Source organism: Enterococcus sp. 2STP (assembly GCF_032465635.1).
GTDB lineage: Bacteria > Bacillota > Bacilli > Lactobacillales > Enterococcaceae > Enterococcus_B > Enterococcus_B lactis.
This window is the reverse complement of record NZ_JAWDJH010000030.1, coordinates 57,125-74,849: the sequence shown is the minus strand read 5'-3', so window position 1 is coordinate 74,849 and position 17,725 is coordinate 57,125. Positions and strand designations below refer to the sequence as shown.

General features: G+C 40.5%; 11 protein-coding genes, 20 tRNA genes, 1 riboswitch and 1 other annotated feature. Of the genes, 27 read left to right on the top strand and 4 right to left on the bottom strand.

The genetic code is table 11. The features are described 5' to 3' along the window. Positions 1 to 38: 38 nt before the first annotated feature. From RWU19_RS13045 to RWU19_RS12935, 23 genes are all read left to right on the top strand, one after another. Positions 39 to 124: transfer RNA gene (locus tag RWU19_RS13045), tRNA-Leu, on the top strand. Positions 125 to 134: 10 nt separating this feature from the next. Then, positions 135 to 208, top strand: a tRNA-Arg gene (locus tag RWU19_RS13040). Between the two features lie 9 nt (positions 209 to 217). Further along, positions 218 to 291: transfer RNA gene (locus tag RWU19_RS13035), tRNA-Pro, on the top strand. A gap of 19 nt (positions 292 to 310) precedes the next feature. After that, positions 311 to 383 (top strand) — tRNA-Ala (locus tag RWU19_RS13030). A gap of 27 nt (positions 384 to 410) precedes the next feature. Next, positions 411 to 484: transfer RNA gene (locus tag RWU19_RS13025), tRNA-Met, on the top strand. Between the two features lie 13 nt (positions 485 to 497). Continuing rightward, positions 498 to 571 (top strand) — tRNA-Ile (locus RWU19_RS13020). Positions 572 to 594: 23 nt separating this feature from the next. Continuing rightward, a tRNA-Ser gene (locus RWU19_RS13015) sits at positions 595 to 684 on the top strand. A gap of 12 nt (positions 685 to 696) precedes the next feature. Beyond that, positions 697 to 770 (top strand) — tRNA-Met (locus RWU19_RS13010). An 18-nt stretch (positions 771 to 788) separates the two neighbouring features. Further along, positions 789 to 864: transfer RNA gene (locus RWU19_RS13005), tRNA-Asp, on the top strand. A 1-nt stretch (position 865) separates the two neighbouring features. After that, a tRNA-Gly gene (locus tag RWU19_RS13000) sits at positions 866 to 936 on the top strand. A 12-nt stretch (positions 937 to 948) separates the two neighbouring features. Further along, positions 949 to 1,022, top strand: a tRNA-Ile gene (locus tag RWU19_RS12995). A gap of 24 nt (positions 1,023 to 1,046) precedes the next feature. After that, a tRNA-Ser gene (locus RWU19_RS12990) sits at positions 1,047 to 1,134 on the top strand. Positions 1,135 to 1,155: 21 nt separating this feature from the next. Then, positions 1,156 to 1,227 (top strand) — tRNA-Glu (locus RWU19_RS12985). 23 nt (positions 1,228 to 1,250) lie between these two features. Continuing rightward, positions 1,251 to 1,340: transfer RNA gene (locus RWU19_RS12980), tRNA-Ser, on the top strand. Positions 1,341 to 1,351: 11 nt separating this feature from the next. Beyond that, positions 1,352 to 1,425: transfer RNA gene (locus RWU19_RS12975), tRNA-Met, on the top strand. 19 nt (positions 1,426 to 1,444) lie between these two features. Further along, positions 1,445 to 1,517 (top strand) — tRNA-Asp (locus RWU19_RS12970). A 3-nt stretch (positions 1,518 to 1,520) separates the two neighbouring features. After that, positions 1,521 to 1,593, top strand: a tRNA-Phe gene (locus tag RWU19_RS12965). Positions 1,594 to 1,597: 4 nt separating this feature from the next. Next, positions 1,598 to 1,668, top strand: a tRNA-Gly gene (locus tag RWU19_RS12960). 12 nt (positions 1,669 to 1,680) lie between these two features. Beyond that, positions 1,681 to 1,754, top strand: a tRNA-Ile gene (locus RWU19_RS12955). Positions 1,755 to 1,765: 11 nt separating this feature from the next. Further along, positions 1,766 to 1,837, top strand: a tRNA-Glu gene (locus RWU19_RS12950). Positions 1,838 to 2,023: 186 nt separating this feature from the next. Then, positions 2,024 to 2,103: riboswitch (SMK box riboswitch) on the top strand. Then, positions 2,101 to 3,294: a methionine adenosyltransferase gene (gene metK / locus RWU19_RS12945; protein WP_002292731.1), complete on the top strand. Its 1,194-nt coding sequence runs from the start codon at positions 2,101 to 2,103 to the stop codon at positions 3,292 to 3,294. Its footprint overlaps the riboswitch before it by 3 nt. Before the next feature lie 130 nt (positions 3,295 to 3,424). After that, positions 3,425 to 4,897 (top strand): MDR family MFS transporter, encoded by a 1,473-nt coding sequence (locus RWU19_RS12940; RefSeq protein WP_123838186.1) that lies wholly within the window; start codon positions 3,425 to 3,427, stop codon positions 4,895 to 4,897. Between the two features lie 82 nt (positions 4,898 to 4,979). Further along, complete coding sequence (locus tag RWU19_RS12935) at positions 4,980 to 5,768, top strand: alpha/beta hydrolase (RefSeq protein WP_002316096.1); 789 nt, start codon at positions 4,980 to 4,982, stop codon at positions 5,766 to 5,768. 69 nt (positions 5,769 to 5,837) lie between these two features. On the opposite strand, the gene RWU19_RS12930 is transcribed toward RWU19_RS12935, so the two are convergent. Beyond that, complete coding sequence (locus RWU19_RS12930) at positions 5,838 to 6,503, bottom strand: TetR family transcriptional regulator (RefSeq protein ID WP_002341432.1); 666 nt, start codon at positions 6,501 to 6,503, stop codon at positions 5,838 to 5,840. A gap of 114 nt (positions 6,504 to 6,617) precedes the next feature. Between RWU19_RS12930 and RWU19_RS12925 the strand changes: the two genes are divergently transcribed. Then, positions 6,618 to 8,330 carry an ABC transporter ATP-binding protein gene (locus tag RWU19_RS12925; RefSeq protein WP_123838185.1) on the top strand — a complete coding sequence of 571 codons (1,713 nt, stop codon included), beginning with the start codon at positions 6,618 to 6,620 and terminating at the stop codon, positions 8,328 to 8,330. A 2-nt stretch (positions 8,331 to 8,332) separates the two neighbouring features. Further along, positions 8,333 to 10,102 (top strand): ABC transporter ATP-binding protein, encoded by a 1,770-nt coding sequence (locus RWU19_RS12920; RefSeq protein WP_002292737.1) that lies wholly within the window; start codon positions 8,333 to 8,335, stop codon positions 10,100 to 10,102. A gap of 205 nt (positions 10,103 to 10,307) precedes the next feature. On the opposite strand, the gene RWU19_RS12915 is transcribed toward RWU19_RS12920, so the two are convergent. Genes RWU19_RS12915 through RWU19_RS12905 form a run of 3 tightly spaced genes read right to left on the bottom strand, consistent with a single transcriptional unit; the run spans position 10,308 to position 12,486 of the window. Then, complete coding sequence (locus tag RWU19_RS12915; RefSeq protein WP_002320153.1) at positions 10,308 to 10,874, bottom strand: class I SAM-dependent methyltransferase; 567 nt, start codon at positions 10,872 to 10,874, stop codon at positions 10,308 to 10,310. Next, positions 10,874 to 11,830: a TIGR01212 family radical SAM protein gene (locus RWU19_RS12910; RefSeq protein WP_002285909.1), complete on the bottom strand. Its 957-nt coding sequence runs from the start codon at positions 11,828 to 11,830 to the stop codon at positions 10,874 to 10,876. The genes RWU19_RS12915 and RWU19_RS12910 overlap by 1 nt, the downstream gene beginning before the upstream one ends. Next, positions 11,830 to 12,486 carry a phosphatase PAP2 family protein gene (locus RWU19_RS12905; RefSeq protein WP_070770624.1) on the bottom strand — a complete coding sequence of 219 codons (657 nt, stop codon included), beginning with the start codon at positions 12,484 to 12,486 and terminating at the stop codon, positions 11,830 to 11,832. The genes RWU19_RS12910 and RWU19_RS12905 overlap by 1 nt, the downstream gene beginning before the upstream one ends. A gap of 369 nt (positions 12,487 to 12,855) precedes the next feature. Between RWU19_RS12905 and RWU19_RS12900 the strand changes: the two genes are divergently transcribed. Together RWU19_RS12900 and leuS are read left to right on the top strand one after the other, a co-directional pair. After that, a complete protein-coding gene (locus RWU19_RS12900; RefSeq protein ID WP_002292254.1) occupies positions 12,856 to 14,862 on the top strand; it encodes a LysM peptidoglycan-binding domain-containing protein in 2,007 nt (668 codons plus the stop codon). A gap of 69 nt (positions 14,863 to 14,931) precedes the next feature. Continuing rightward, positions 14,932 to 15,138, top strand: a binding site (T-box leader). A gap of 145 nt (positions 15,139 to 15,283) precedes the next feature. Next, the gene (leuS, locus tag RWU19_RS12895) at positions 15,284 to 17,698 is read left to right on the top strand and encodes a leucine--tRNA ligase (RefSeq protein WP_002341428.1); all 2,415 of its coding nucleotides are present in this window, start codon (positions 15,284 to 15,286) and stop codon (positions 17,696 to 17,698) included. The last annotated feature ends 27 nt before the right edge of the window (positions 17,699 to 17,725 follow it).

Below are 17,725 nucleotides of genomic sequence, written 5' to 3'. Positions count from 1 at the left end.
GGTTCGAACCCCGTTTTCCGCTTTGCCAAAGCAATCGCGCCGGGGTGGCGGAACTGGCAGACGCACAGGACTTAAAATCCTGCGGTGAGTGATCACCGTACCGGTTCGATTCCGGTCCTCGGCATTTCAAATATGCGCCCATAGCTCAACTGGATAGAGTGTTTGACTACGGATCAAAAGGTTAGGGGTTCGACTCCTCTTGGGCGCGTTAATTAAACGGGAAGTAGCTCAGCTTGGTAGAGCACTTGGTTTGGGACCAAGGGGTCGCAGGTTCGAATCCTGTCTTCCCGATAATTATAAATTTAAACACGGGGCCTTAGCTCAGCTGGGAGAGCGCCTGCTTTGCACGCAGGAGGTCAGCGGTTCGATCCCGCTAGGCTCCATTTCATTTAAATAATGAATATCTTTTTCGCGGTGTAGCTCAGCTGGCTAGAGCGTCCGGTTCATACCCGGGAGGTCGGGGGTTCGATCCCCTCCGCCGCGATTTTTAAGAGCCTGGACCTTTAGCTCAGTTGGTTAGAGCAGACGGCTCATAACCGTCCGGTCGTAGGTTCGAGTCCTACAAGGTCCATTGTGGCGTTGTAAGTTTCATATGGAGGATTACCCAAGTCCGGCTGAAGGGAACGGTCTTGAAAACCGTCAGGCGGGTAAAACCGTGCAAGGGTTCGAATCCCTTATCCTCCTTTATCATATTATCGCGGGATGGAGCAGTCTGGTAGCTCGTCGGGCTCATAACCCGAAGGTCGTAGGTTCAAATCCTGCTCCCGCAATTAAAAACTAAAAACACTGGTTCCGTGGTGTAGGGGTTAACATGCCTGCCTGTCACGCAGGAGATCGCGGGTTCGATTCCCGTCGGAACCGCCATGCGGGTGTAGTTTAGTGGTAAAACCACAGCCTTCCAAGCTGTTGTCGCGAGTTCGATTCTCGTCACCCGCTTTTAGTTTTTATGGGCCTATAGCTCAGCTGGTTAGAGCGCACGCCTGATAAGCGTGAGGTCGATGGTTCGAGTCCATTTAGGCCCATTAGTACAAAATCTTATTGGTTTTGGGGAAGTACTCAAGTGGCTGAAGAGGCGCCCCTGCTAAGGGTGTAGGTCGGGAAACCGGCGCGAGGGTTCAAATCCCTCCTTCTCCGTTTCAATATTTTGTTTTACCTGGCCCGTTGGTCAAGCGGTTAAGACACCGCCCTTTCACGGCGGTAACACGGGTTCGAATCCCGTACGGGTCATTAAATTCAATATAGTTTTACATGGAGGATTACCCAAGTCCGGCTGAAGGGAACGGTCTTGAAAACCGTCAGGCGGGTAAAACCGTGCAAGGGTTCGAATCCCTTATCCTCCTTTTCATATTATCGCGGGATGGAGCAGTCTGGTAGCTCGTCGGGCTCATAACCCGAAGGTCGTAGGTTCAAATCCTGCTCCCGCAATTTAAAAACTAAAAACACTGGTTCCGTGGTGTAGGGGTTAACATGCCTGCCTGTCACGCAGGAGATCGCGGGTTCGATTCCCGTCGGAACCGTTTGGCTCGGTAGCTCAGTTGGTAGAGCAATGGATTGAAGCTCCATGTGTCGGCAGTTCGATTCTGTCCCGCGCCATTATGCGGGTGTAGTTTAGTGGTAAAACCACAGCCTTCCAAGCTGTTGTCGCGAGTTCGATTCTCGTCACCCGCTTTTAGTTTTTATGGGCCTATAGCTCAGCTGGTTAGAGCGCACGCCTGATAAGCGTGAGGTCGATGGTTCGAGTCCATTTAGGCCCATTTATTTTATTGGCCCGTTGGTCAAGCGGTTAAGACACCGCCCTTTCACGGCGGTAACACGGGTTCGAATCCCGTACGGGTCATGGAAGATACTTGATGAGTATCTTTTTCTTTTTATCTGAAAGAATGATTTTAAAAGGCTTAGCAGAGTTATCTTTATAGATGATTGTGCTAAGCTTTTTTGGATAAATCTAATGTAAAATATTTATATTTTTTAAGCAAAAAAATGAAAAAATACGAGCAGAAAACTGTTTTATCTGCTATACTTGGTTCGTTGCAAGTTCCCGAAAGGATCCGTAGGACGGAGATGCCTTGTAACCGAATTTAACTAGGGGGAATCATTATAATGGTAGAAAGACACTTATTTACATCAGAATCTGTTTCTGAAGGACATCCAGATAAAATCGCTGACCAAATCAGTGATGCAATCTTGGATGCAATTTTAGAACAAGACCCAACAGCACGAGTAGCGTGTGAAACATCTGTAACAACTGGGCTTGTTTTAGTATTTGGAGAAATATCTACGACGGCATATGTAGATATCCAAAAAGTCGTACGGGAAACAATAAAAGAAATTGGTTATACACGTGCAAAATTCGGATTTGATGGAGATACAGCAGCTGTATTGGTTGCGATTGATGAACAATCTCCTGATATTGCTCAAGGAGTTGACGAAGCACTTGAGATCCGGGATGAAGATAAAAAAGACGTATTAGATGAAATTGGTGCTGGCGACCAAGGGTTAATGTTTGGTTTTGCTGTAGATGAAACACCGGAATTAATGCCTTTACCAATCGCTTTGAGTCATCGTCTGGTACGCCGCTTGGCAGATTTACGTAAATCAAATGAATTAACGTATTTACGTCCAGATGCAAAATCTCAAGTCACAGTTGAATATGATGATCAAGGACAACCTGAACGCGTAGATACAATCGTTATTTCAACACAGCATGATGATGCAGTAGATAATGAAACAATTCGTCATGATGTCATCGAAAAAGTAGTGAAGGAAGTTATTCCAGCTGAATTATTAGATGATCAAACAAAATATTATATCAATCCGACTGGCCGATTTGTCATTGGTGGTCCTCAAGGGGATGCCGGATTAACAGGAAGAAAGATCATTGTTGATACGTATGGCGGTTATGCTCGTCATGGTGGCGGTGCTTTTTCTGGTAAAGATGCGACAAAAGTTGACCGTTCTGCCAGCTATGCTGCACGTTATATTGCTAAAAACATCGTTGCAGCTGGGCTTGCTCGCAAAGCAGAAGTACAGCTAGCTTATGCGATTGGTGTTGCTCAACCTGTTTCGATCTCCATCAATACTTTCGGTACTGGAACGGTTCCGGAAGAAGAATTGATTGCTGCAGTGAGAGAAAACTTCGATCTTCGGCCAGCAGGAATCATCGAGATGCTTGATTTGCGTCGTCCGATTTACAAACAAACAGCTGCTTACGGTCATTTTGGTCGTACAGATGTGGATCTACCTTGGGAACATACGGACAAAGTAGATGCATTGAAAGCAAGTTTAGCAAAATAAGCTATATTCAGCTGGAACGATCGCCGAATGGTGGTTGTTCCAGCTTTTTTTATGGCAGTGCACCTCTTGAAAAAGATAGTGAGTATTTATCTATTTTTAGATCCTGTCATGATGAAAAAGGAGGAATAAGATGAAAAAAGAAACAAATGTAGCTTTAGTCACAGTGAGTGTTTTCATTGCAACGTTCATGACGGCTATTGAAGGAACAATCGTAACAACCGCTATGCCAACGATCGTCGGCTCATTACATGGAATGGAAATCATGAACTGGGTATTTTCGATTTATTTGCTGACAAACGCTATGCTTACTCCGATTTACGGAAAACTTGCGGATAAAGTGGGACGAAAACCAATTTTTATTTTTGGGACATTATTGTTTATTATCGGTTCGTTATTTTGCGGTTTATCTCAAAGCATGATTGGGTTGATTGCTGCTCGTGCGATTCAAGGGATGGGCGCTGGAGCAATGATGCCAGTAGCTTTGACGATCATCGGCGATCTTTATTCTATTGAGAAGCGAGCAAAAGTTTTAGGTTTGAATAGTTCAGCTTGGGGGATTGCCAGTGTTTTTGGACCGCTCGCGGGAGGATTCATCGTTGAAACGATCAGCTGGCACTGGATCTTTTTTATCAATGTGCCGATCGGAATTCTATTAATTATTTTTATTTGGCTATATTTAAATGAACCAAAAATCATACATGAGTCTAAACCAATGGATATTTTTGGTAGTTTTAGTTTGATGGCCATGCTTGTCTCATTGCTGTTAGGATTCCAATTATTAGGAGACGAAGGAATGAGTCCGCTTGTTTCTGCTTTGCTGCTAGGTAGTATCGTACTGTTAGGTATTTTTATTTTTGCCGAAAAAAGAGCTAAAGATCCTGTCATCATGATGCATTTATTCAAAAATCCACTATTTGTTGTGGTCAACTTGGCTGCAGCATTGGCTAGTGGTTTTTTGATGGGAATCGATGTTTATATTCCTATGTGGATGCAAGGTGTATTAGGACTGAATGCAGCAATTGGTGGGTTGGTATTAGCACCATTATCACTAGTCTGGATGGTCGGTTCTTTCCTTGCAAGCAAGTGGATGACTCAAATGAAAACTCATTGGGTCTTGAGAATTGGACTTCTAATCGCAGCTATTGGGGGCGCTTGGTTGTATCTTATGCCTTTCAGAAGTAACTATTTATGGTTTTTTGCTATATCAACGGTCATCGGTATAGGCTTAGGTGTGACCATGACTACCTCGACTGTCAGTGCACAAAATAGTGTATCTCGTGATCAGCTTGGTGTAGCAACTTCTTTTAATACGTTAGTTCGAACAATTGGTCAAACAGTCATGGTTTCTATTTTTGGTTTATTGATAAATGGGGTAACTAAACGAGAACTTGCAGCAGCAAATTTAACAAATGATACAGATATCATGAACAAACTGGTGAATCCACAAACGGCTAAATATATCGATGCGGATATTCTATTGCCATTAAGAAAAATTCTTTATGATGGGTTACATTCCGTTTATCTAGTTGGCTTGTTACTCGTGATCATTGCTTTGGTCTTAACGCTTTTCGTTCATGAAAAAAGTGGTAAAATAAAACAGTAGTTTCGGTCGAGACATGTACTTTGCCGAATCATTCAAATTTAAAGTTATTCAAAAATAACTTCTTACTAAGGAAGGCGAAAATATGGCATTTATTCAAGCAAATATTTATTCGAATGTATTAGAAATGGAAGTCAATCTAAATGTGATACTTCCACAAACAACTAAAAAGGTGATTGGCACCAGTTCAGAGCAAGCGACAACGGACATACCTGTTTTATATTTACTTCATGGGATGGGTGGCAATCATAGTGTATGGGAAAGACGTACGTCGATTGAACGTTATGTAGCAGACTACGGATTAGCTGTCATCATGCCATCTACTGATCTTGGCTGGTACACAGATACGGTTTATGATATGAAATATTGGACGTTCATTGCAGAAGAGCTACCTGAGATTTGTCATGAACTATTCCCACAATTAACAAGAAAAAGGGAAAAAACATATGCCGCTGGATTATCGATGGGCGGATATGGCGCATTAAAACTAGGCCTTGCAAAATCAGAAAATTTCGCAGCAGTAATCTCTCTTTCAGGCGCTGTTTCTGTAGGAAACCGAATGGATGATCTTTTGATGGTTCGTAAAGCAGCCTTTTGGGAAGGAATCTTTGGACCATTGGATCAAATCGAAGGTTCAAAGAATGATCCACAATATTTATTGAAAGAATTAGTAAAAAGCGGAAAACCAGTCCCAAGGTTTTATATGGCTTGTGGGGAATCTGATTTTCTTTATCAAGCAAATCAGGAAATGGTATCTGCTATGCAGGAACAAGGCTTAGCGGTCACCTTTGAACAAGGACCGGGCGATCATAATTGGATCTTCTGGGATCAATGGATCCAACGTGCATTGGTGTGGCTGATGGAAGAAAAGTAAAAAAGAGACTTAAAAAGATAGCTCCTATAGAGATCACTTTGTTGGTGACCTTTATAGGAGCTTTTTTTATCAATTGTTTTCTCTTCTTTTATTTTGTTGGCATAAACCTTCAATATAGGTTTGTGCACTCGTTAGAAAGAGTGCTTTTTCATTCAATTCTGCATGGGACTGCATACTTTCTTTAAATCCCTCTAATTGATTTTCAACTACATAATTACGCATAAATAGAACTGTTTCTTTCAAAAATTCATTTCCGTCCATAATCTTTTGCCGAAGCTGTTGTTCATGTTGCTGATCCATTAGCTGTCCAATCAATAAATTGTGGAGAGAGGCAATGGCCTGATGACTTTGGGTGACTGAAAATCCTTCACGAACAAGTAGTTGGATCATTTGTTCCAAATGTTCTAATCGACTCGGAAAAGCGGGCACAGTATTGATTTCTAATTCTGCCCCACAAGGAAAACGTGTGTAAAGGTCATAGTAATTTTCCATATACTGTAGCAATTGTTCATTCCAGGGCAAAGTTGGATCTGGAAGCGCTAATTCTTCTTCCATTGTTTCAGCCATTTTCTGCAAAAGCTGTTGTTTATTTTTGAAATACCAATATAAAGCAGGTGCTTGAACGTGAATTCTGTTTGCGATGTTTCGCATGGAAAGCTGCGAAAGAGCTTGTGTTTCAGCCAGGATATCAAAGGCGGCCTGAATGATGATTGCTTGAGAAAGCTTTATTTCCATTTTATCAACCTCGTGTATTGCATTATCTTTTTAAACATGGTAAATTGTTAGTCGGTCTAATTTTACAGTGTTAAATTAGTCCTGTCAATTTAAACAAAGGGGTGTAATCAACGAATGAAATTAATCTTACGACATGCGAAAAAATATAAAGTAGCTGTTTTTATTTCCTTACTGTCCGTAGCAGTCATGGTTGCAGCAACATTATGGCAACCTAAATTACTACAGCAAGTATTGGAAGCTATTATTACAGAAGATAATGATGAAATGAAAACAATCGGTATTTATCTGATCAGTCTGGCTTTGCTAGGATTAGCTGCAGGTGTAACGAACACGATTTTCTCTGCGAAAGTAGCTCAGGGCGTAAGTGCAGATATCCGAGAAGAAGCTTTTCGAAAGATCCAGACATTTTCATTTGGGAATATCGAACAGTTCTCTGCTGGGAATCTTGTTGTTCGTCTAACAAATGATATCACGCAAATCCAAAATTTAGTGATGATTTCTTTGCAATCACTTTTTCGAATTCCATTCTTATTTATTGGTGCCTTCATTTTAGCTATGATCACGATGCCACAATTGTGGTGGATCATCGTAGCGCTTATCGTTACGGTATTTCTTATCACGGCACTTTCATTTACACGGATGGGTAAGCACTTCATGATCATTCAAAAACTGATTGATCGTGTAAATAGCATCGCAAAAGAAAACTTACTAGGGATTCGTGTAGTGAAATCATTTGTACAGGAAGAAAACCAATTGAAGACATTCAGCAAAGTAAGTGAGGACTTAACAAAACACAACATCATAGTCGGTACATTATTTTCTGTGATGATCCCGTCCTTCATGTTGGCTGCCAATTTAGCTGTGGTTGGGGCGATCTTCTTTGTGAGCGATCTTGTTAAAGATGATCCTACATTAATTGGTGGAATTGCTTCATTCATGAATTACTTGATGCAGATCATGATGGCGATCATTATCGGCGGAATGATGATGATGATGACTTCAAGAGCAGCCGTATCGCTGAAGCGGATTGCGGAAATTTTAGATGCTGAACCAGATCTTACTTATTTAGACGTTCCAGAACAAGAGCTGACGGGTTCTGTCACTTTTGACCATGTTTCTTTTCGTTATCCTGGTGAGGATACAGATACGCTTAAAGATATCAGCTTTTCTATCAAACCTGGAGAAATGGTCGGGATCGTCGGGGCGACTGGCGCCGGGAAATCCACACTAGCACAGCTGATTCCTCGTCTATTTGATCCAACAGAAGGAAAAGTAGAAGTAGGTGGTGTAGATCTTCGCCAAGTAAATGAAAAGAGTTTAAGACAAACGGTGTCCTTTGTTTTGCAAAAAGCAATTTTATTCTCAGGAACGATTGCTCAAAACTTGCGCCAAGGAAAAAAGAATGCAACAGAAAAAGAGATGGAACATGCTTCTTCTATTGCTCAAGCAAAAGAATTCATCGAAAAGTTATCTGATCGTTACGAAGCACCAGTAGAAGAACGAAGTAGCAATTTTTCTGGTGGACAAAAGCAGCGACTATCCATTACTCGTGGTGTTATCGGTAATCCAAAGATCTTGATTTTAGATGATAGTACGAGTGCATTGGATGCTCGCTCTGAAAAACTTGTCCGAGAAGCACTTGATCGAGATTTGAAGGGAACAACGACGATCGTCATCGCACAAAAAATTGCTTCTGTTGTCAAAGCAGACCGCATCTTAGTATTGGATGAAGGTAGATTAGTCGGCGAAGGAACCCATGAGGAATTGGTAGCTGGAAACCGTGTCTATCAGGAAATCTTTGAAACTCAAAAAGGAACGGAGGAGTAAGTATGACTGATTTAATAAAAGCAAGTAAATTTTTCTATCACTATTTGAAACGGTACAAACTCTCCTTTTTCTTTATCTTTATCACAGTAATTATTGCTACCTATCTACAAGTAAAAGCACCTCAGTATATCGGGGAAGCTTTCCAAGAATTAGCAAATTACGTAGGTGGCTTGATGCAAGGCGTAGATGATAAAAGCAAATTTGTTTCTGTAATATGGAAACTCTTGTTGTTTTATGTATTAGCTAGTGCAGCCAACTTTATCTATAGTATTTTATTCACTCAAGTAGTAGGAAAGTCAACGAACCGGATGCGTATCGGTTTATTCAACAAATTGGAAAAATTGACGATTCGCTTCTTTGATTCTCATCAAGATGGTGAAATTTTAAGTCGTTTTACCAGTGACTTAGATAATATTCAAAATAGTTTGAACCAAGCATTGCTTCAAGTCATCACGAATGCTGTTTTACTTGTCGGAATCTTGATTATGATGTTTCGTCAAAATGTAGAATTAGCTTGGGCTACGATTGCTTCTACTCCAGTAGCTATTTTGATAGCTGTCTTGATTATTCGAAAAGCGCGAAAATATGTGGATCTTCAGCAAGATGAAGTGGGAAAACTGAATGGCTATATGGATGAAAAAATCAGCGGACAACGTGTCATCATCACAAATGGCTTACAAGAAGAAACGATTGAAGGATTCTTAGAACATAATCAAAGTGTTCGCGAAGCAACGTTCAAAGGACAAGCTTATTCTGGCCTACTATTTCCGATGATGCAAGGAATGTCACTAGTCAATACAGCAATCGTTATCTTTTTCGGCGGCTGGTTAGCATTGAATGGCGATTTGGAACGTTCGGTGGCGTTAGGCTTAGTTGTGACATTCGTCCAATATTCACAACAATACTACCAACCATTGATGCAGATTTCTTCTGGGTACAGCATGATCCAATTAGCAATTACAGGGGCAAGACGATTAAATGAAATGTTTGATGAAAAAGATGAAGTCAAACCAGAAAACGGTAAAGCATTTGATGGAGTAGAACAAGGACTTGCCTTGCAACACGTAGATTTTGGTTATTCTCCAGAAAAACTAGTCTTGAAAGATGTCTCAATCAATGTGGACAAAGGAGAAATGGTTGCTCTTGTTGGACCAACCGGATCTGGGAAAACGACGATCATGAATCTGCTGAATCGTTTTTACGATGTCAATGATGGGTCAGTAGTAATCGATGGAATAGATATCCGAGAGTATGATCTAGATGCATTACGTAGACATGTAGGAATCGTTTTGCAAGAATCCGTATTGTTCTCTGGCACCATCAAAGACAATATCACATTCGGTAAACCAGATGCTTCAGATGAAGAAATCATCAATGCAGCAAAACAAGCGAACATTCACGACTTTATCATGACGTTAGAAAAAGGGTATGATACAGAGATATCCGAAGAAAACAATTTGTTCAGTACAGGTCAAAAGCAGTTGATCAGTATTGCTCGAACGATCATTACAAATCCATCTTTATTGATTTTGGATGAAGCAACAAGTAATGTAGACACGGTAACAGAAGCAAGAATCCAAAAAGCAATGGATGAAGCAATCAAAGGAAGAACCAGCTTTGTGATTGCTCACCGGCTGAAAACGATCTTGAATGCAGATAGAATCGTTGTCTTGCGTGATGGGGAAGTCATTGAAGAAGGCAGTCATCACGAATTATTAGCAGAAAATGGATTTTATGCGGAACTTTATCATAATCAATTTGTATTTGAATAAAGAGGTTGTGAAAAAGCTGTCCCGCATCAAAGTAATAAGAACAGCCAATCAAAAACAGCTTCTCATGTTTTTGATTTGGTTGGACTTATTACCGCAGATGCAAGCTTTTGAGCACCATGAATAAAGAGGTTGTGATATCAACGCTCTAACCTGAGTACTAGAGAAAAAAACGCAAAACATATCATTTATGTTTTGCGTTTTTTATTTATCTTTTTTTCTCAATACAATATAAAATAGGCGGCTGGTTCTTTTGGTTGATAAACCGATAATTCAGCACATTATATGTTTCCTGTGGCAGTTTGGAACAAAAAGAATCAACCATATCCAGTTCTTTTTCTCCGCCTTCATGACCATAGTAGACAACAAGGATCAATCGTCCGCGAGGCACAAGTCGTTTCAATATTTCTTCCATAGCTGTGCGTGTAGTCTCTGGCATAGTGATGATTGCTTTATCACTTTTTGGGAGATACCCTAGATTGAAGATCCCTGCTTTGAGATCTTGTTGTTCAGCTATTACTTCTCCTAACGTTTCGTGGCCTTGTAGAAACAATGAGACACGTTCTTCTAACTGATGCTGTTCTAGCTTTTCACGAGTAGCATCGATTGCTTGTTGCTGGATATCGAAACTATAGACATGACCAGTTTTTCCGATGTGTTCTGCTAGAAAAACCGTATCGTGGCCATTGCCCATCGTTGCATCTACGACGTGATCTCCTGGTTGCAAGATTTCTTGCAGTAATGTATGGCTGAAATGCAAAGCAGTTTGCAACATCAGACACTCACCTTTTTCCGTACATCATATTTTCCTTGGAAGCTATCTCTGCGAAGAAGTTCTTCATCAATTGCATTCAAGACTTCCCATTTTTTCAAGCTCCACATTGGTCCAATCAAGGAATCCCACGGCGCATCCCCTGTCAAACGATGGATGATGATCTCTTTTGGTATCATTTCCAGCTGGTCGCAAATGACATTGACATAGTCAGGACGGCTCATTAATTGAAGTCGACCTTCATGATAGTCACGCAACATTCTCGTTTTGCGCATCAGATGCATCAAATGGAGCTTGATTCCTTGGATATCGGAATCTAAAATAGTGCGTCTGACATTTTCTTTCATCATTTCTAAACTTTCGCCTGGTAATCCGTTGATCAAATGCGTACAAACACGGATATTATGTTTGCGTAATTTAGCCACGCCATCTAAATAAGTTTGATAATCATGTGCTCGGTTGATCAGTTTTGAAGTTTCTTCAAAAGTTGTTTGCAATCCAAGTTCTACCCATAAATACATCCGCTCGTTCAGTTCAGCAAGGTAATCAACTACTTCATCTGGCAGACAATCCGGTCGTGTACCGACTGATAATCCTACGACACCTGGTAAATTGACTACTTGCTCAAATCGTTCTTTGATTATTTCAACTGGCGCATGGGTGTTTGTAAAATTTTGGAAATAAACGATGTATTGTTGGACATGAGGCCATTTTTGATGCATCATGTCGATTTCTTTCTGGAATTGGATTGGAAGTGGATCTTCAGGTGCAACGATCATATCACCCGAACCAGATACACTGCAAAAAGTACAACCGCCATGGGCAACAGTCCCATCTCGATTCGGGCAGTCGAACCCTCCATCGATCGGCACCTTGAAAATTTTCCCGCCAAACTCATTTCGTAAAGCATAATTCCAAGAATGATATCTTTTATTTCCTTCTGAATAAGGAAAAGTCATTAAAAGTCCTTCTTTCTGTAAGAGTTACTTATTTGTTTTCTTTTTTCTCTATACACTGGATAAGTCAGGCACAGCCAAGAAAGACTGAGTAAGTAGCCGCCGATGATATCGGTAGGAAAATGAACACCCAGATAAATGCGGCTTATCCCGACACTTACTATAATAAACACCATCAGCAATTGAAGCAATGTACGTAAGGTTCTTTTTTGAACAAAAGCTGGCAGCAGAAATAGGAAAGAGCCGTAAAGAATCATACTGCCTGCTGCATGTCCACTAGGGAAACTGTAACTTGTTTCAACCACTAAGTGTGTCAATGAAGGGCGCTCTCGCATGAAAAATAGTTTGATCAACGGGTTGATGATTCCAGCAATTACAATAAATCCAGAAACGAACCAAACTGTTTCTGCCCTTTTTTTCTTATACCACATCCATAAAGCCGTACAAGCAAATAAAATGATGACGGTAAGAGGATTACCGAATTTAGTCATAAAGAGTTGGTAGCTGTTCAGATCAGGATAAGAAGCTCTGACAATGTCTGTAAACCACTGATCGAAACCAGAAAGCCACGATAGATGGAACTTTACGATCCAGCCCAAAATAAAAAACAGGACAAGAAAGAAGCTACCAGTCACCTGAAATGATGTTTTATATTTCATACAATTCCTCCTTTGAAGCAATGACTTATTATAGCATTTTTGGTCCAGCGAAAAAAACGGTAAAGAGATAAAACCAATGCATGATCCCTCTTTGAATAACCAATATTCTTATAAAAAAAATAACTGTAATCGGAAAGACATTTTTTGGTAATACAAATGAAATGTTAGGAAAATAAAATCAGTGTTTTTCGAAATCCTTGTAAATAAGAACATAGACGTAGGAAGAACTTGAAAATGAACAGAAGTTGTTCATTACGGTAAATTACAATATGATTACAAAAAACAACAAAGCTCTTAAATAACTTTTAATAAATATTAAGAGAAGTTATAATTATTAATAATAGATAAATTGAAGTTGGAGGATAGAAGATGGAAAACATTGCAAGAAAAGAACGGAGACGTTTAGAACAGACCAAACGTTTTCGAAAAGCAAAACGAGGGGCAGCAATCGTGGGAACTGCGATGGTAGGCTGTTCTGTCGCTGCTCCATTAGTACAGCCGGTTCCTGTTCAAGCGGATGAAACACCTGTTCAGTTCGGCGCAAGAATCAATACAGCGGCATTTATCACAGAAATTGCTACTTATGCGCAGCCAATTGCTCAAGCTAATGATTTGTATGCATCAGTGATGATCGCACAAGCAGTTGTAGAAAGCGGTTGGGGCAGTAGTGCGTTATCGCAAGCACCTTATTATAATCTTTTTGGGATAAAAGGCAGCTATCAAGGACAAACTGTCTACATGGATACGCTTGAATTTTTAAATAATCAATGGGTAAATAAAAAAGAGCCTTTCCGACAATATCCTTCTTTTGCTGAATCGTTCAATGACAATGCCTATGTACTTAGAAATACTTCATTTGGCAACGGTTATTACTATGCCGGTACTTGGAAGAGCAACACGAGATCCTATACAGATGCGACAGCTTGTTTGACAGGTCGTTATGCGACTGACCCTGGTTATGCAAGCAAATTAAATAATATCATCACGACTTACGGATTGACCCAATATGATACACCAGCTAGCGGAAACGCGGGCGGTGGAGCCACTACAGGTGGGAATAATACTGGAAGTACAGGTAGTACTAGCGGTTCAAGTAATTCTGGTAATACAAACTCAGGTTCAGCAACTTCGACCACTTATACTGTTCAATCTGGCGATTCTGTTTGGGGAATCTCCAATAAATTCGGTATTACAATGGATCAATTGATTCAATGGAACAATATCCAAAACAATTTCATTTATCCAGGACAAAAACTAACGATCAAGGGTAGCCAAGAAAATGGCTCTTCGACGAATAATTCTGGTAACAATACCAATTCTTCAGGAAATGCTGGTACATCAAACGGAGGACAAACAACTGGGGCGAAATACACTGTTCAATCTGGCGATTCTGTTTGGAAGATCTCAAATGATCACGGAATTACGATGGCTCAATTGATTGAATGGAACAATATCAAGAATAATTTTGTTTATCCAGGACAACAGCTGATCGTATCAAATGGCGGTTCTTCTAATACTGGAGCAAATACTGGCAACACAAGTGGTTCAAATTCGTCTAACTCAAGTTCTTCTAATACGGCTTCAGGAACGAAATACACAGTGAAAGCCGGAGACTCTGTTTGGAGTGTCTCCAACAAATATGGAATTACGATGGCTCAACTGATCCAATGGAACAACATCCAAAATAACTTTATTTATCCAGGACAACAACTGACTGTTTCAAACAGTGGGTCAACAAACAGCGCATCAAGTAATACAGGTTCGTCAGCCAATACAAATAACAGCAGCTCAGCTAATACTGGCAGCAGTTCGTCTCAAGGCACTTATACAGTCAAGGCGGGTGAATCTGTTTGGAGCGTAGCGAATAAAAACGGCATCACGATGAATCAGCTGATCGAATGGAATAATATCAAAAACAACTTTATTTACCCAGGACAGCAATTGATCGTTAAAGGCGGCAATTCAGTAAATACCAATACAGGTTCAACTACTTCGGCAGCGAAACCAAATACACCGAATACGTCTGCTACAACAAGTACATCATCCTCTGGTAATACGATGTATACCGTGAAAGCAGGCGAGTCAGTTTGGAGCGTAGCGAACAAACATCATATCACGATGGATCAGTTGATCGAATGGAATAATATCAAAAATAATTTCATCTATCCTGGACAACAAGTGATCGTGAAGAAAGGTTCGTCTCAAACAACAAACCAACAAGCACCTGCAGGTTCGAAAACCTATACTGTGAAATCTGGAGAATCTGTTTGGGGTGTTGCTGACAGCCATGGTATTACAATGGCTCAACTAATCGAATGGAACAATATCAAAAACAACTTTATTTATCCAGGTCAAACATTGATTGTAGCTAAATAAAATAGCTGTTCAAAGAAATAACGATTGAATTCCACAAAAATATTTGTTACTATAAGGCTACTTAAATATGACAACACTTGAAAAGGAAGTAGTAAAAAGACTGAAGTTTCAGAGAGCACATGGTTGGTGAGAATGTGTACGGATGCTTTTGAACTCGCCTTTGAGTTGCCCTTGCTGAATATTCGAGTAAGCAAGTGGCGGTGACGGCCGTTACAACGTTCGAGGCCTTTTCATTAAGGTAAAAATAGGTGGTACCGCGTAGATTACGTCCTATAAAAAGAGCAATCTTTTTATAGGATTTTTTTATTTCTTTTGTGAAGTTTGAGAAAACAAAGTAAAAGAAAACAAAAAGAAACAGATTCTGCCGGTTTTTTTCGCTATAATAGAAACAAGCGTTTTTAATAGAACAGGAGGACAGAAAATGAGTTACAATCATAAAGAAATTGAGAAAAAATGGCAAAAATACTGGGCAAAAACGAATACCTTCAACACCCATGATGATCCTGAAAAACCAAAATTTTATGCACTAGATATGTTTCCCTATCCATCCGGACAAGGGCTCCATGTAGGGCATCCTGAAGGGTATACGGCAACGGATATCCTTTCCCGTGTGAAAAGAAGTCAAGGATACAACGTACTGCATCCAATGGGGTGGGATGCATTCGGCCTACCTGCAGAGCAATATGCGTTAGATACAGGAAACGATCCGGCTGAATTTACCCAAAAAAATATCGAAACATTCCGACGCCAAATCAATTCTTTAGGATTTAGTTATGACTGGAATCGCGAAGTGAATACAACTGATCCAGAGTATTACAAATGGACACAATGGATCTTTACGAAGCTTTATGAAAAAGGCCTGGCTTATGAAGCAGAAGTAGCGGTAAACTGGGTACCTGAATTAGGAACAGTTATTTCAAATGAAGAAGTGATCGATGGAAAAAGTGAACGTGGTGGCTATGACGTAGTCAGAAAACCAATGCGCCAATGGATGCTGAAAATCACTGCTTATGCCGATCGCTTATTGGATGATCTAGAACTAGTTGACTGGCCAGAAAGCATCAAGGAAATGCAAAGAAATTGGATCGGGCGTTCAGTGGGAGCAAATATTGAATTTAAAGTGGCTGGTACGGATAAATCCTATACCGTGTTTACGACACGACCAGATACTTTATTCGGTGCAACTTACTCGGTTCTCGCACCTGAACTAGATCTTGTTAGAGAAATTACGACCCCTGAACAAAAAGCTGCTGTAGAAGCTTATATCGAAGAGACAGCTAAAAAATCAGATCTGAAGAGAACAGATCTTGCAAAAGAAAAAACAGGAGTATTTACTGGTGCTTACGCAATCAATCCAGTCAATGGCAAAGAAATCCCAATCTGGATCGCTGATTATGTATTAGCTTCTTACGGCACAGGAGCAATCATGGCTGTTCCAGCACATGATGAACGTGACTTTGAATTCGCTCAAACTTTCGGACTAGAGATTCTTCCAGTTATCGAAGGTGGAGATGTTCAAAAAGCTGCTTACACAGAAGATGGTACGCACATCAACTCTGAATTTTTAAACGGTATGAACAAACAAGAAGCAATCGACAAAATGAATGAATGGCTAGAAGAAAATGGCGTAGGGAAGAAAGAAGTCAGCTATCGCTTACGCGACTGGCTATTCTCCCGTCAACGTTACTGGGGTGAACCAATCCCAATCATCCACTGGGAAGACGGAACAGTCACAGCTGTCCCAGAAGAAGAGCTACCATTACGTTTGCCTAAGACAAAAAATATCAAGCCAAGCGGTACTGGTGAATCTCCATTAGCAAATATTGAGGAGTGGGTCAATGTCGTTGATCCTGTAACAGGTAAAAAAGGCCGTCGCGAAACGAATACAATGCCACAATGGGCAGGAAGCTCATGGTATTACCTGCGTTATATCGACCCTCATAACAAAAAAGAACTAGCAGATTATGAAAAGTTGAAGCGTTGGCTGCCAGTTGACATCTACATTGGTGGAGCAGAACATGCGGTACTTCATTTACTATATGCACGATTCTGGCATAAATTCTTATACGATATCGGTGTTGTTCCTACAAAAGAACCATTCCAAAAACTATACAATCAAGGAATGATCTTAGGCGAAAACAACGAAAAAATGTCAAAATCTCGCGGTAATGTAGTCAATCCTGATGATGTGGTTGAAACTTACGGTGCAGATACACTGCGCATGTACGAAATGTTCATGGGACCATTAGACGCTTCGATTGCTTGGAGCGAAAATGGCTTAGAAGGAAGCCGCAAATTCTTGGATCGTGTATGGCGCTTGATCGTTGATGAAAACAATAAAATGCGTGATCGTATCACTACATTGAATGACGGCAAACTTGATAAAGTGTACCATCAAACAGTGAAAAAAGTGACAGAAGACTATGAAAATCTTCATTTCAATACAGCAATCTCCCAATTGATGGTCTTTATCAATGAAGCCTATAAAGTGGACGCTCTGCCTTATGAATATATCGAAGGATTTGTTCAACTACTCGCACCGATTGCTCCTCACATAGGTGAAGAACTATGGTCAATCCTTGGAAATGAAGGTGGTATTTCTTACGCACCATGGCCAACATATGACGAAGCAGCACTTGTGGAAGACGAAGTAGAAGTTGTTTTCCAAGTAAACGGTAAAGTTCGTGCGAAAAGCAATGTTCCCCGAGACTTAGGGAAAGATGAGCTAGAAAAAGTAGCATTAGCCAATGAAACAGTGCAAGAATATATCGAAGGCAAAACAGTCAGAAAAGTTATTGCGGTACCAAACAAGTTAGTCAATATCGTTGCTAATTAAATAACCTGATAAAAGCAGTTGGCAGAA